Origin of the sequence: Vibrio chemaguriensis (genome assembly GCF_012275705.1) — a bacterium.
Classification (GTDB): domain Bacteria; phylum Pseudomonadota; class Gammaproteobacteria; order Enterobacterales; family Vibrionaceae; genus Vibrio; species Vibrio diabolicus.
Genome location: NZ_SHOE01000001.1, coordinates 169,189 through 182,626, shown reverse-complemented (window position 1 = coordinate 182,626; position 13,438 = coordinate 169,189). Strand labels below are relative to the sequence as shown.

The window sequence follows — 13,438 nt, the reverse complement described above, 5'->3', positions numbered from 1 at the left end:
TCAAACCTGCCAATCTTTTCGGTTCAGGGCGAGAGCGATCTTGCCCACAAGTTAAGCATTTTGGCTAAATATCAGCTATCTAGCTCATACATAGGCTGCTACAGTTATATCAATATCAATTCGATGTAATAGAGGTAGCCTATGTATCCCCACCTCACTGGTTTGGGTATTCACGACCCCAAGCAGATTGAACGTTATTCCCTACGCCAAGAAGCACACAAAGACGTACTCAAGATCTATTTCCACAAGCAAAAAGGCGAGCTGTTCGCCAAAAGCGTTAAATTCAAATACCCGCGTCAAATCAAAAATGTTCTTGTGGACAGTGGCAGTCACAAATATAAAGAAGTAACGGAAATCAACCGTAACCTCACATTAGTCATTGATGAACTGAATAAAATCACTAAACCAACGAAACAACCTGAGGTGGATGTCAAAGAGAAAATTCTCTCAGACCTTCGTCATTTAGAAAAAGTTGTTTCGAGCAAGATCGCAGAGATCGAAGCAGATCTCGAAAAACTAAAGTAAAACGTTAAGTCTTAAATATTAAAAAAGGGTTAGCATTGATGCTAACCCTTTTTATTTGTACTCAATCATTATCTAGATCTAACTAATCCCATTATCGATTGATCATTGATTCATCCCACTCAAATCGAGTAAACAATTGCTGCCAAGTCTCATCAAGATTGGCCATCATGACAATCTCTTGATCGGTAAATGGATGGACAAACCGTAACTCTGAAGCGTGCAGTAGCAAACGATGAGAATCAAACTCTGTGCGATATAGCTTGTTGTGCTTGCCATCTCCGTGCGTTGTATCACCCACAATAGGATGACGTAGATGCGCCATATGACGACGAAGTTGGTGCTTACGCCCCGTTTTAGGTTTCATCTCAACTAAGCAATAACGCGTTGTAGGAAATTTACCCGTCGAATAGGGAACTTCCACTTTAGCCAACGGTTTATATTCCGTCACCGCTTCTTGCGCTTCTTTTTCTTGTGAAGCGAACTTATCAGCAATCTTGTCTAACTCGACTTTGAGTGCGTAATCCAAGATGCCCTCTTCCTCAATCCAACCGCGTACTATTGCGTGGTATGTCTTTTCCATTTTATGTTCAGCAAACATCGGCATGACTTGTGATGCGACTTCACTCGACAACGCAAACACGAGCACACCAGATGTTGGACGATCCAGACGATGCAATGGGAACACATGCTGGCCAATTTGGTCGCGCAAAGTTTGCATGACAAACTGAGTTTCGTGTTTATCTAACCAACTGCGATGTACTAACATGCCTGCAGGCTTGTTGACCGCTACAAAATATTCATCCTGATAAACGATCTCCAGCTCAACTGGTTCTGAAGATCGCGCTATTTCTTGTTCTAACATTTGGTTACTTACATAGTTCATCAATGGTTCGGATTGTAACAAGCAGCTCTGCGAACTGCGGTTCCTGCTTCCACGCTTCTGAAAAATAGGGCTCGAGAGAAAACCCTCTTGGCAATGGTTGGTTGTTTTCCACTAGCACGTGCATTCTGTCTATAAAGATCCACTGCAACCACTCATGAGGATGCAGTGTATCAATCGCAAATGGCTCCACGCTTTGTAAGGCTTGCTCTGAAGGCATAGTGTGTTGCCACAACTTATGTTCTTTAAGCTGCGTTTCAAGTTGGTGAAGTAAGTCGACCAATTGAGTATTTGTTACCATTAATTCTATCTCGAGCCTTGAATTAGCCGAGAATGATACCATTTCTTGTGAAAAGAACGTTAGGACGTCGTATTTAATGGAAAACATTCAAACCCTCACTCAACTGTTGAACAACAGCCGCTGTGATTATCAAATCTTCGATCTTGGTCGTCGTATCAAAACCATCGCTAAGAAAGAGTTTGCCGATGTAGAAAAAGGTCAAGCACCGTACCCATTCCCAATGCAGCGTAAAGCACACGTTGCCATCGCTTATTGGAATGAACAAAAGCAACCTTGGATTTGGTTTCTAAAGTTTGAATTGGACGAGCGCGGTTTGTTAAAGCAAGCGGATATCGGCAATTTCATTAAATACGTAGTGGAAGCCATGGGAACACGCCTCAATGATGATATCACTGAAGAGCAACAGCAAAAGCTGTCTAATAACCCATATACGTTCAAACCTTCCGAAGACAAAATGGCCGTGTTTCATAGCCAGGTCCGCGCGAACCTCGATCTTCCTACCAGCCAATATTATGAGCACACTCAGCATTACTTTTCAGGTGGTTTAGGCTGGGATAATTGGCAAACCGTAGGTCTGCAAGGGATCACCGACATGGCCGCTCGTTTGGACAAAGAGCAAAACGGGGTAATGATACGCAAGGCGTTGAACCACCTACCGAATGAACCACTTTATGCTCTGTTGGGTGCGCTTGAGCATGTAGAGTTACAAGAGCGTTTAGCAGAACGTATCGCGGAAAAAGCACAACAAGAAATCGCAAGTAGCGAGCCTGATCTCTTCCTACTTTCAGCGCTTATCCGAGCTTTGGCTGGCGCACCAACAACCATTGCCTCTCCAGTGTTAGAAGCGATATTACAAAGCTCTCGTTTAAGCCATCAGGAAGTACTGATTGGCGTGGCTGGCCGAGCTTGGCACTTACTAGCCAATGAAAAGGTAGCAGAACAGTTTTTGCTGCGTTTAGCTCAAACCGGTAATCAAGCCCTATTTAATCAGTTATTTGCCGATTTAGTGATGCTACCAGAGTTAAGAATGGTGCTATTGCCCTTGCTACATTCAAATCCATCTGAAGAACTAGCAAACGCGCTAGTAAGCTTACAACAAGCAACAAAGGGATAATAAAGGTTCAGGGATGATTGGTGATCTTTTAGCAATTTTAGGGCTATGCTTTTTCTGTTATCTGTTTTGGCAACAACGTCGTCAAGCCGAACTCGCAAAAGTGGCAATCACGCGTAAATGTGAGCAATTGGATCTCCAATTAATCAGCATCGCCTTTGGTGCCCATAAACTAAAAACGCCAGACGGAGTCTGGCGTTGGCATACGGTGTATCAATTTGAGTTTTCATCGCTTGGTGACGATTGCTACCAAGGGGAGCTAACTATGGTCGGTTTCAGGCCGCAGAACTTTCACCTACCACCGCATCGCTTGTAAATTCCATTTCAAAGTAAGGGCCATATAGATCCTTACTTTCTTTTGTTTCAACAAATCCCAGTTTTTTCAGCACCGCCATAGAAGCTTGATGGTTGCTATTCACGTTAGCTTTAACCTTATGTAGCCCCAGCTCACGGCACGCCTTGGGGAAAAATGCTTTTAGAGCTTCTGTCGCTAGCCCTTTACCCCAATAAGATTTATCAAAAATAAACCCTAACTCAGGCTCGGAATCGAGATGGGAAATGAACACGTGCCCCATATAGTCACGACTGGTGCTTTCTAGCACCGCCATACTATAAATATTTTCATCATCCAGTATTTTCTCAAACATCTGTTTGGCAGACGCGACAGTATACGGACCGTTCATTTCAGCACGGTTTTTCGCACAGCAATTCAGCATGACGAACTCTAGTTGCAACGACTCATTGTAGGGTAGAAGAAGCATTCTTCTGGTTACTATGGCCACATCTGTTCCTTGATTACAACAAACTTTATTTATCCGCAGATCGCAAACTCGATGAGCTTGAATATGCTCAATAACTGCGGGGCATAACACCTTGTAGAGAAGCCGAAAGTTAAACCAACTGATTGGAAAGGATATTGATCTGGATTGTTTTTTATTAAGTGTTATTAGGAATTTATAAATTTTGTGATATTGATATACCCAAGTCACCTCAAGGTGCTTAATTCAATGAGAACGACTAGGTATCTTTTTATATAAGAAAGACCCCGACACATAAGTATCGGGGTCATGGTCTTACTCGCAGCAGTCCGGCTACTAAAAGTGCTCCATGCATCATCCATAATAGTGGCTGATTCCGTCAGCTTATTCCTTACGTCGCCGTCCTAGCGGTGTCCTTATCATCCTGATAGCTAACATTCCCCGTTAGCACACATCACTTGTTCCTTGAGCGGTGTCCCTTGCATCTTCCTGACGCTGTCCATAACCTCTATCCTAGAGGGGTCCATTGTCTATCCTTAGTCATCAACATCCTATTGATGATAGTGTCCTTACAATGTCCTACGCTCCATGCTTGATTAATCATCCTGACCAACCAAATCGTCTTCCTGACGATAACCAAATCCTTGGTGCTTTCCTGTTCCATGTCTGCTTCCTGCTGACAACTCTCAATTTACGCCTTTCCTAAAAATTGACAATCTATCCTAGATAAATATTTATACGCCACATTGGTTAAATAGTTGTTAAATCATTATTTATCAATAACTTGATTATTGTAACTTCTATTTTTCCGCTCACGAAATCGTTTTCTCTCACAACCCATGTAAGAGATCTCTCACACCACACATTCCAAATTGCTATTCGCCAAATTAGGGGACTCAACGTATGATGATAGATATATCGTTGTTAAGGATTAAAAATGTTAACTCAAGACGTTACTAAAGAATTAGAAGCGGTAATGGAACAACTGCAACAACAAGGAAAAGAACCAACCGTAGCGTTAGTGAAAGCACGCTTAAAAACGCCCGTCCCAATGCCTGCATTAATCACCGCAATAAAAAGTTGGAAAAGTGCTCAGCGTGTTCCCAAGGTTGAAGTCGCAGCGCAAGCGCATACCGATAATGATCGTCTTGCAGCGCTAGAAAGCACGGTGAAAAAACTAGTCGCTCGCATTGAAGAGCTAGAAGCCAAGCTAAGTGAGAAGTCATCATGAAGTTATGGGTAGATGCAGACGCATGTCCGAAAGTCATCCGCGAAACCATTGTGCGTGCCGCCGAACGCACGGGGATTGAATGTACGTTTGTCGCCAACCACGTTGTCCCGGTGCCCAAAAGAGACAACATCCACTCGCTGCAAGTTCCAGCTGGGTTTGACATCGCTGACAACGAAATCGTTAAGCGTGTGGAGGCCAACGATTTGGTGATCACATCAGACATTCCGCTTGCAGATGAGGTCATCTCTAAAGGCGCTCAAGCCCTCAGTTCACGTGGCGAGCTTTATACGAAAGACACCATCAAAGCGCGTCTAAATATCCGCGACTTCATGGAAACCATGCGTTCAAGCGGAATTCAGACTGGTGGTCCCGCAGCGCTTTCCCAAACCGATCGCCGCGAATTTGCGAACCATTTAGATCGTATTTTGGCTAAATTTAGGAAGTAATCCTCACTCTATTCATATTGAGCCAGCGAATCAAAGCCTGGCTCATTCCTGAAAATTCATTTTCAGCATTGCACCCAAAGCGTGCTCTTACTCCCATTTGTTTTGTTCTGTTTATTTTTCATCTCGCTCACCATAGCTTCAATATGCAACGTGGTTTATTTTGAACGACGTTTTTAATAAATGTATAGAGAATAATGGGCTTTAACATCGTTTCTAGTGGAAACTACCTGCCTACGAATCAATGGTCAGATCGAGAGATGGATCGCTTCCTAAAATTGGCGCCAGGGACCTGCCGAAATAAATTCGACGTTGAATATCGTCATGTAGCCAATACAAAAGAGACCGCTATTTACATGGCGGTGCAGGCGATAGAGCAGTGTTTAGGAAACATACATACCTTGGGCTCCATTGATCTCCTTATCTACGCCAGCGGCACTCACCATCAGTCTCTGCCCTACGACGCCTCAGCGGTTCTCGCCGCGTTAGACGCTCCAACATGGCTAGAAAGTTTTGATTTAAACAGCACCTGTTTATCATTTCTTTCTGCGCTTGATCTTGCTCAGAGTCTATTCTTCGCAAAACGATACCGTCGGATTCTCATTGTTACCAGTGAGCTCGCCACTGGCATCACACTGAATCGAAATTTTACGCTCAAACCAGAAGTTGCAACCTTATTCGCCGACGGTGCCGCCGCGTTTTTGCTCGAAGAACAAAACGGTGATGGATTACTCACCAGTCACTTTGAAACGCATCATACCGGGTATTCATTTTGTCAAATTAAGGGCGGAGGTAGTCATGTCAACCCTCACACCTCAGAGCATCAAGCTTATTTAAAAAGCTGCCAGTTTGAGATGGAGGGCAAAGCACTCTTTAAACATGTACGTAAAACCTTACCGGCGTTTCTAAAAAAAGGCTTTGACGCTTCTCCGGTAACACTCAGCGATATTGATTATTTTCTTCCGCATCAAGCCAGTGCGCACGGGTTAAAAAAACTTCCATCACTCACCGGGTTACCAACCGAGAAAACCGTTAATCACTTTTCGACTTTGGGAAACCAAGTCGCAGCCTCACTCCCAATTAACTTACACTGGCTGCGTAATCAGCCAGAAACAGCAGGAAAACATGTGTTATTAGCTGGCACCGCCGCAGGGTTGTCACTAGGGATGGGAGTGCTAAAACTATGAAAATATTAGTCACTGGTGGCAGTGGGATGTTAGGTAGCGCAATTCTAAGAATGTTTCACCAGCAACATGAACTGCATTTTACAGCGCGAAATACAGTCATCGCTAAACAACTCGCTGAGCAATTCGATGTTATCCCACATTTAGTCGATTTGAGAGACCACTCTGCTGTTCATGCGATATGCCAAGACATGGATGCAATCATCCATTGTGCCGCTCTCTCAAGCCCATGGGGCAAGTGGGAAGCGTTTTATCAAGCCAATGTAGATGCCACCAAAAACCTCGTCAATGCGGCTAATACGCATCAAATATCGCGTTTTATTCATATTTCCTCCACCAGCGTCTATTTTGACCACCAAGACCGTTGGAATATTAGAGAAACCGACGCCATTGCTTCACACTGGTGTAATGATTACGCACACACCAAATACCTATCTGAACTTGAAGCCGTAAAAGGCCAAAGCAAAGCGATCATTTTAAGACCGCGTGGCATTTTTGGCCCCAACGATCGCGCGATCATCCCAAGAGTGCTTAAGGCGATCAAAAACAACACTCTGCTTCTGCCATCGGGTAGAAACCCAGTGGTTGATCTGACCTATGTCGACAACGTTGCCCATGCGGCGATGCTCGCTTGCACTCAGGCAGACCAACTTCAGCATGGTGATGTCTTCAATATTTCCAACAACGAACCAATGCCAATTGAGACTGTTCTACAAGCTTTATGTGTGGGGTTGAACCTAAAAGTAACGTTACAATCATTACCATACGGTGTGGTATCACCATTATTAAAGCTCAGTGAGCAAATACGAAGGCGCTTACCACATCAGCCAGAGCCAAGGCTCACTTCATACAGCGCAGGATTGTTTAACTATCATCAAACTCTGGATATCAGCAAGGCGATAAAAAACCTGAATTACCAACCGCTTTTTTCAATTCAAGAAGGAATACAGCAGTATGCAAACTGGTCTAAAAATAAAAATCTTTGAGGCTGGACACTGCGTACACCCAGGCTTTGTTGTCAAACCAGGTTCTGGTATTAAGCCTAGAGCATTTCCTGCAGCCGTTGCGTTAATTCAGCACCCGACACAAGGCAACATCCTGTTTGATACGGGATATCACGAGCACTTTTTTAGCGCGACTCGTCCCTTCCCTGAACGCTTTTATGCTTGGACAACACCTTGCCGCTATCAACAAGAACATGGGATTGTTGCGCAGTTAGCAAAAGAAAATCTCAAACCTCATGATATTGAGCATTTAGTGCTCTCCCACTTCCATGCCGATCACATTGCTGCCGTGTCTGAGTTTTCCCACTCTCAATTGCATTGCCAACAAAAAGGGGTGGATGCAATTACTAAAAGTGGTCGAATTGGAGGCGTAAGAAAAGGCTACCTAAAAGCTCTACTCCCTCCACAGCTTGAATCTAACTTCATCATTCATGGTGATTTTTCTGTGCCAATCAGCCAAATTCTTCCTCAGTGCCAAGGGGTTAACTTGCTCTGTAAAGACATGTTCGACGATGGACTTATTTATATGGTTAGCTTGCCAGGCCATGCAGCTGGCCAAGTGGGCTTGCTGGTTAAAAGAGACCAAAGTTGGCTGTTCTTACTCGCCGATGCATGCTGGTTAATCGAGAGCTTGAGTGAAAATATCGATCAGCATTGGCTGGCGAACATGCTTTGCGATGATACAAAAGCCTATAAAAACACCCTCTCCGAGTTGAGAAGTTGCTACCAACAAACCCACCACGTTGTTCGCTTCGTACCTTCACATTGTCAGGAAACTATCCAGCAGCTAATCAAAGAAGGATGGATGAAGTGAGAACGCTTATCTCAGAATTCTGGCGAACCCGCTACCGCCCTTTCGGCTCAAGGGAACAAGTCGAAACGTGGCAGCAACATCATTTAACGCAACATCTGGATTGGGTATGCCGTCATTCACCGTATTACCGCTCTTTTAAAGGTGCACCACTCAGTGATTTCCCTATCATGAATAAGCAAACTATGATGGAGAACCTCTCAGAGTTAAATACGAAGGGCTTAGATGCTGAACAGTTAATGCAGCAGGCACTCAAAGCAGAGCAGTCACGCAACTTTGCCGCTTCAAAAGTTGGTGATGTTACGGTTGGGCTTTCTTCGGGCACATCAGGCATGCGCGGGCTGTTTCTTGCTGACAAGCAGGAAACACAACTGTGGGCCGGCAATATATTGGCTCGCCTTTTGCCCAACCTATGGCAAAAGCACCGAATTGCACTAGCCTTGCGAGCCAACAGCCCACTGTATAAATCCGTCGCGAAAGGGCCTGTCACATTCTTTTATGCCGATTTAACCAAACCTTACCAAGAATGGATAAAAGAGCTAGATGAGTTCCAACCCACGCTTTTGGTTGGTAGTGCGCAAGCTCTTCAGCTCTGCGCCCAGTTCAGCGGTCAATTTGGTCAACCCGCAATTCAACCACAGCGGATCATTTCTGGGGCAGAGGTTCTAACCGAGAGTGACCGTCACTATATTTCTCAACGGTTCGACAGCGAACTCCATGAAGTCTATCAATGTACTGAAGGTTTTCTTGCATGTACTGATCAGCATGGACAAATGCGCTGGAATCAAGATGTTGTTTACATCGAAAAACATTGGCTGAATACCGAACGTACTCATTACAGCCCAATCATCACCGATTTTCGTCGTAAAACTCAGCCAATTATTCGTTATCAGCTCGACGATATTATTGAGAATAAACAGGATAATGGCGTATTTGAACCTCTTGGCGCGATTGCCGGACGATGTGGTGATCGCCTCACGCTAAACGCAAACCACGTCCCAGTGACGGTGTTACCAGATCTCATCTACCGCGCTATAACACTATCAGCCCAAGGTCGCGTGGATTACCGAATCACCCAAACAGGGTCACAAACCATTCAAATTGAAGCGGATGTTCACCACCATAGGGTTATACATCAAGCCTTGATAAAGTTGTTTGACCAATTACGGCTTGATCCTGTCAGATTTAGTTACCGCCCTGCGCCTATTTGGACGCCAATGAATAAACAACGACGTGTGGTGAACATATGCGGGTCTTAATCACCGGAGCCCGAGCACCAGTTGCACTAGAGTGGGCAACCATGTGTATGCATCATGGGCATGAAGTAATTCTCACCGATTCGCTAAAAAAGCCTCTGGGATCATTTTTGCGAGGCATCGAGTCTTATATCCCCACCGCTTCACCTCGATTTGCGTTTCCCACCTACCAACAGCAGATCCTAAAAATCATTACTCAGATGCGTATTGATATGGTGATACCCACTTGTGAAGAAGTGTATTACTTGGCCCATGTTGCCAAGCAATGCCCAGAAGTAGATTTTTTTCTGCCCAATGTGGGACTACTCAATGCCCTGCACAACAAGTTGACCGTTTTTGAACAGCTTCAAGGCTTGCCAGAGATTACACTTCCAAAAACTCGTTTGGTCGCAGATAAAAGTGAGATTGAAATTAATAAGAGAACCGTTCTAAAGCCAGTTTACTCTCGGTTTGGCGGGCAAGTCATACGAGATGTGACTACTCAGTCTATTTCAGCCGCCACGATATCGACCCTTTATCCTTGGGTGCAGCAACAAAAAATCCACGGAACGCCAATGTGTAACTATGCGATTTTTGAACATGGTGACCTTAAAGCACACCAAGCTTATGTGCCGAAATACTGTGTAAACGGATCGGCCGCCAGTGCTTTTCAGCCGATCTCATGCGAACGACTAGATACTTTTATCGCAGCTTTTGGTGAGCGTCATACTTATCATGGGCAGGTGTCGTTTGACTTCATCCAATCACAAAATGATCTCTACGTGATTGAATGCAACCCAAGAGCCACAAGTGGTTTGCACCTACTCTCATCTCGATGCAATCAACTGCTTCCTAATATGGAGTTTACCAGTCCTTCCAAGCAGCGATTGCATCATTTAGGTCCAATAACACTCATCGCTGAAGGTGGATTATCCCTATTTAAGGCTCGAACTTGGCAAGATTGGTGGTCTGGAGTGAATGTAATGCAACAGCATAACTTGCCGGTAGGGAGCCAAATCCGGAGTGTGTTTGAATTACTCCGGTTAGCTAGGCAGAACAAGGCAAAATGGAGCGCCGCTTCTACCGTTGATATTGAGTGGAATGGAGAAGCGTTGCCATCATGACACTTTCCTCTCAAGAATGGCATAAAACCTTTATCACTCTTATGCAATCGAATCCTATTAATGAATGCACAGCAAGCTTTGGTTGCTACTATATCAATGATGTTGCCATTCCCTACTCCGTAACACCAAAAATACCAAACAACTGTTATGCCGTGTCCCCTATGACACTGCTTAGTGGCTACGCCGAAGAAGAGCTTCACAAAGTCAAAAATGTGGCTGTTCGATGGGTATGTAAGCTACTTATTAATATGACTAAACCAATCTTATCATTGGCTGGATTGGATCAAGTCCAAACGCTCAACAATCAGTGCTTGTCCACCAATATGTATAGCGAACAATGGGAATCCTTAAACCTTGATGAGCTGCGCCGCGTGGCACTCGATCAATACCCCACCTTTCCCTTGGTGCTTCGCTCCCTCAACCAGCGTCAGCATTCACACTTAATTCAGCGATTGAAGCAGCAACAATGGCAAAGCTTAGTAACGCGACAAGTGTATTTACTTGAGGATTGGCAAGCATTCAGCTTCAACCGAGATTTAACGAAAGACTTCAAACTGCTTAATGATAAAGATTGGCAGTTTAGGCAACTAACCACTGATGAAGAGTTTCAGCGTGCCAAAGCGTTATATGACATGCTTTACCTTGATAAATACAGCCGGAATAACATCCAGTTTTCAACCCAATATTTAAAGCAGGCTAGCCAGAATAACTTAGTGCATTTAGTGGGACTATTTTATCAAGGAGAGATGCTGGCTACGTTAGGCATAGTAGAAATTGATAACGACATGACTTGCCCAATTTTTGGCTACGATACCAATAAGCCGCAGAGTTTTGCGCTGTATAGAAGAATATCTGCTTATACCATCCGCCACGCAATGATATGCCAGCGTCGCTTTAATATGAGCTCAGGGGCTCCAGCTTTTAAACGCAACCGAAAAGCCCAACCAGAAATTGAATTTAGCTATGTTTATACTGCGCACTTACCTTGGTACAAACGCATAATTTGGAAAAGCTTATGCTGGCTCACTCAGCACTTTTATCGCCCTTTGTTGATGCGTTTTCAGCTATAAACCGACATCTATAATCAGGTAAGCCTGCGTACACACAATTTGAATCGATAAAAAAGCCTGCGACGTTCGCAGGCTTTTTATAATGGAGCTGTGTGAGGTAACCGTTTTTTACGGTGTGTAGTATGTTGCTGCGCCAGGGCCTACTGGTAAACCAAATACGAATACCCATAGATAGAACAACACACTCCAACCGACAATGAAGCAGATTGAGTAAGGTAGCATGGTCGCGATCAGCGTACCGATACCTAAGTTCTTCATGTAACGAGTTGCTACGGCAAGAATCAAACCAAAGTAGCTCATCATTGGAGTAATGATGTTTGTCGTCGAGTCACCAATTCGGTAAGCAGCCTGAATCGTTTCCGGTGCATAACCAACAAGCATCAACATAGGAACAAAAATCGGTGCCGTCACTGCCCACTGTGCCGATGCCGAACCAATCATTAGGTTGATAAAGCCACACATGAGGATGAAGGCAAAGAACAACATTGGGCCAGTTAAGCCAATTTCTTGCAGGAAGCTTGCACCAGCAACCGCAAATACCTGACCGAAGTTAGTCCATTTAAAGAAAGCAACGAACTGAGCAGCAAAGAAAACCAATACAATGTACATGCCCATAGAAGACATAGATTTCGCCATTGCATCAATCACATCGCGATCCGTCTTCATCGTGCCAACAACTTTACCAAACACAAAGCCTGGGATAGCAAAGAACACAAAGATGAATGCCACGATACTTTTCAGGAATGGAGAGCCTGCAATTGTACCTGCATCAGAACGTAAGATGCCGTCTGCTGGAACAACCGTCCAAGCAAGCAACGCAGAAACAACCAGTACAGCAACACCTGCTAGTTTTAGGCCTTTCTTCTCAATGTCTGTCAAGCCGCCCATTTTGTCGTTCGACAAATCTTCTGAGGCTTCTTCTTCACTGTATTTGCCAAGCTTTGGCTCAACAATTTTTTCAGTAACAAACGCACCAGTGATTGCAATGAAGAACGTCGAAACAAACATGAAGTACCAGTTAACTTCTGGACCAACAGTGTAAGTTGGGTCAATCATTTGCGCTGCTGTTTCAGTAATACCTGATAGTAGCGGGTCAACCGTACCGATAAGTAGGTTTGCTGAATAACCACCGGATACACCAGCGAATGCCGCAGCGAGGCCTGCAAGTGGGTGACGACCTAGAGAATGGAACAGCATTGCTGCCAGTGGAATAAGTACCACATACCCCAGCTCTGATGCCGTGTTTGAAATGATACCAGCGAAAACAACAGTCACTGTTACCATGCGTTGAGATGCGCCCATGACCAAGCCACGCATAGCTGCAGATAGCAAACCAGAGTACTCAGCAATAGCAACACCCAACATCGCAACCAAAACCGTGCCTAAAGGTGCAAAGCCAACAAAGTTTTTCACTAAGTTGGTAACGATAAGTTCGAGTCCATCAGCGTTAAGTAAGCTGACGACATGAATCATGCCATCTGCGGCACGACCTTTTGCGCCCTCAGGACGAGGGTCTACAACGGAAACTTCGAAGTATCCTGCAATGCCCGACATCACCAGAATGGCTAAACAGAAAATGGCAAATAGTGTGATCGGGTGAGGTAATAAGTTCCCCAAATATTCGACAGTATCCAAAAAGCGCGTAAACAGCGGCTTCTTAGGCGAGTTTTGTTTAATTGAATCAGATGAACTCATCTGTTCCCTCCTTGTTTTTATTCCTGTGCAAATGTGACAAAAATGTCAAAAAAGCGAGCGAAGGGT

General features: G+C 44.5%; 15 protein-coding genes. 11 read left to right on the top strand and 4 right to left on the bottom strand.

The genetic code is table 11. The annotated features are described in order from the left end of the window. The first annotated feature begins 141 nt into the window (after positions 1-141). Entirely contained in the window at positions 142-525 is a 384-nt protein-coding gene (locus tag EX191_RS00810) for a DUF3461 family protein (RefSeq protein ID WP_005380322.1), read from the top strand. 91 nt (positions 526-616) lie between these two features. Here EX191_RS00810 and truC read toward each other — a convergent pair whose 3' ends face one another. Together truC and EX191_RS00800 are read right to left on the bottom strand one after the other, a co-directional pair. After that, positions 617-1,387: a tRNA pseudouridine(65) synthase TruC gene (gene truC, locus EX191_RS00805; RefSeq protein ID WP_193446980.1), complete on the bottom strand. Its 771-nt coding sequence runs from the start codon at positions 1,385-1,387 to the stop codon at positions 617-619. Between the two features lie 4 nt (positions 1,388-1,391). Next, positions 1,392-1,706: a YqcC family protein gene (locus EX191_RS00800; RefSeq protein WP_104974890.1), complete on the bottom strand. Its 315-nt coding sequence runs from the start codon at positions 1,704-1,706 to the stop codon at positions 1,392-1,394. Positions 1,707-1,782: 76 nt separating this feature from the next. Between EX191_RS00800 and EX191_RS00795 the strand changes: the two genes are divergently transcribed. Together EX191_RS00795 and EX191_RS00790 are read left to right on the top strand one after the other, a co-directional pair. Continuing rightward, positions 1,783-2,820, top strand: a complete 1,038-nt coding sequence (locus tag EX191_RS00795) for a DUF3549 family protein (RefSeq protein WP_193446979.1) — start codon at positions 1,783-1,785, stop codon at positions 2,818-2,820. A gap of 13 nt (positions 2,821-2,833) precedes the next feature. Beyond that, positions 2,834-3,133 carry a DUF3301 domain-containing protein gene (locus EX191_RS00790; RefSeq protein WP_012841498.1) on the top strand — a complete coding sequence of 100 codons (300 nt, stop codon included), beginning with the start codon at positions 2,834-2,836 and terminating at the stop codon, positions 3,131-3,133. Here EX191_RS00790 and EX191_RS00785 read toward each other — a convergent pair. Continuing rightward, complete coding sequence (locus EX191_RS00785) at positions 3,093-3,578, bottom strand: GNAT family N-acetyltransferase (protein ID WP_080936742.1); 486 nt, start codon at positions 3,576-3,578, stop codon at positions 3,093-3,095. The two genes, EX191_RS00790 and EX191_RS00785, sit on opposite strands and share 41 nt — an antisense overlap. A 934-nt stretch (positions 3,579-4,512) precedes the next feature. Between EX191_RS00785 and EX191_RS00780 the strand changes: the two genes are divergently transcribed. The 8 genes from EX191_RS00780 (at position 4,513) to EX191_RS00745 (ending at position 11,677) form a co-directional block, all read left to right on the top strand. Next, positions 4,513-4,806, top strand: a complete 294-nt coding sequence (locus EX191_RS00780; RefSeq protein WP_012841496.1) for a hypothetical protein — start codon at positions 4,513-4,515, stop codon at positions 4,804-4,806. After that, positions 4,803-5,252 (top strand): YaiI/YqxD family protein, encoded by a 450-nt coding sequence (locus EX191_RS00775; RefSeq protein WP_012841495.1) that lies wholly within the window; start codon positions 4,803-4,805, stop codon positions 5,250-5,252. The genes EX191_RS00780 and EX191_RS00775 overlap by 4 nt, the downstream gene beginning before the upstream one ends. A gap of 194 nt (positions 5,253-5,446) precedes the next feature. Then, the gene (locus tag EX191_RS00770) at positions 5,447-6,436 is read left to right on the top strand and encodes a ketoacyl-ACP synthase III (RefSeq protein ID WP_193446978.1); all 990 of its coding nucleotides are present in this window, start codon (positions 5,447-5,449) and stop codon (positions 6,434-6,436) included. Next, positions 6,433-7,419: an NAD-dependent epimerase/dehydratase family protein gene (locus EX191_RS00765; protein ID WP_193446977.1), complete on the top strand. Its 987-nt coding sequence runs from the start codon at positions 6,433-6,435 to the stop codon at positions 7,417-7,419. The genes EX191_RS00770 and EX191_RS00765 overlap by 4 nt, the downstream gene beginning before the upstream one ends. Next, positions 7,388-8,251 carry an MBL fold metallo-hydrolase gene (locus EX191_RS00760; RefSeq protein ID WP_109169604.1) on the top strand — a complete coding sequence of 288 codons (864 nt, stop codon included), beginning with the start codon at positions 7,388-7,390 and terminating at the stop codon, positions 8,249-8,251. The genes EX191_RS00765 and EX191_RS00760 overlap by 32 nt, the downstream gene beginning before the upstream one ends. Beyond that, the gene (locus EX191_RS00755; RefSeq protein ID WP_193446976.1) at positions 8,239-9,507 is read left to right on the top strand and encodes a F390 synthetase-related protein; all 1,269 of its coding nucleotides are present in this window, start codon (positions 8,239-8,241) and stop codon (positions 9,505-9,507) included. Before EX191_RS00760 ends, EX191_RS00755 begins: the two co-directional genes overlap by 13 nt. Beyond that, positions 9,495-10,607 carry an ATP-grasp domain-containing protein gene (locus EX191_RS00750; protein ID WP_006742539.1) on the top strand — a complete coding sequence of 371 codons (1,113 nt, stop codon included), beginning with the start codon at positions 9,495-9,497 and terminating at the stop codon, positions 10,605-10,607. Before EX191_RS00755 ends, EX191_RS00750 begins: the two co-directional genes overlap by 13 nt. Then, positions 10,604-11,677, top strand: a complete 1,074-nt coding sequence (locus EX191_RS00745; RefSeq protein WP_193446975.1) for a hypothetical protein — start codon at positions 10,604-10,606, stop codon at positions 11,675-11,677. The genes EX191_RS00750 and EX191_RS00745 overlap by 4 nt, the downstream gene beginning before the upstream one ends. Before the next feature lie 108 nt (positions 11,678-11,785). Here the strand turns inward: EX191_RS00745 and EX191_RS00740 are convergent, their stop codons facing one another. Beyond that, positions 11,786-13,372, bottom strand: a complete 1,587-nt coding sequence (locus EX191_RS00740) for an AbgT family transporter (RefSeq protein WP_006742541.1) — start codon at positions 13,370-13,372, stop codon at positions 11,786-11,788. Positions 13,373-13,438: the final 66 nt, after the last annotated feature.

Coding starts and splice junctions, on each gene's coding strand:
- EX191_RS00810 (WP_005380322.1), top strand. CDS start 142: ATGTATCCCCACCTCACTGGTTTGGGTATTCACGACCCCAAGCAGATT.
- EX191_RS00790 (WP_012841498.1), top strand. CDS start 2,834: ATGATTGGTGATCTTTTAGCAATTTTAGGGCTATGCTTTTTCTGTTAT.
- EX191_RS00750 (WP_006742539.1), top strand. CDS start 9,495: ATGCGGGTCTTAATCACCGGAGCCCGAGCACCAGTTGCACTAGAGTGG.
- truC (WP_193446980.1), bottom strand. CDS start 1,387: ATGTTAGAACAAGAAATAGCGCGATCTTCAGAACCAGTTGAGCTGGAG.
- EX191_RS00795 (WP_193446979.1), top strand. CDS start 1,783: ATGGAAAACATTCAAACCCTCACTCAACTGTTGAACAACAGCCGCTGT.
- EX191_RS00765 (WP_193446977.1), top strand. CDS start 6,433: ATGAAAATATTAGTCACTGGTGGCAGTGGGATGTTAGGTAGCGCAATT.
- EX191_RS00755 (WP_193446976.1), top strand. CDS start 8,239: ATGGATGAAGTGAGAACGCTTATCTCAGAATTCTGGCGAACCCGCTAC.
- EX191_RS00800 (WP_104974890.1), bottom strand. CDS start 1,706: ATGGTAACAAATACTCAATTGGTCGACTTACTTCACCAACTTGAAACG.
- EX191_RS00760 (WP_109169604.1), top strand. CDS start 7,388: ATGCAAACTGGTCTAAAAATAAAAATCTTTGAGGCTGGACACTGCGTA.
- EX191_RS00785 (WP_080936742.1), bottom strand. CDS start 3,578: ATGCTTCTTCTACCCTACAATGAGTCGTTGCAACTAGAGTTCGTCATG.
- EX191_RS00775 (WP_012841495.1), top strand. CDS start 4,803: ATGAAGTTATGGGTAGATGCAGACGCATGTCCGAAAGTCATCCGCGAA.
- EX191_RS00780 (WP_012841496.1), top strand. CDS start 4,513: ATGTTAACTCAAGACGTTACTAAAGAATTAGAAGCGGTAATGGAACAA.
- EX191_RS00740 (WP_006742541.1), bottom strand. CDS start 13,372: ATGAGTTCATCTGATTCAATTAAACAAAACTCGCCTAAGAAGCCGCTG.
- EX191_RS00745 (WP_193446975.1), top strand. CDS start 10,604: ATGACACTTTCCTCTCAAGAATGGCATAAAACCTTTATCACTCTTATG.
- EX191_RS00770 (WP_193446978.1), top strand. CDS start 5,447: ATGGGCTTTAACATCGTTTCTAGTGGAAACTACCTGCCTACGAATCAA.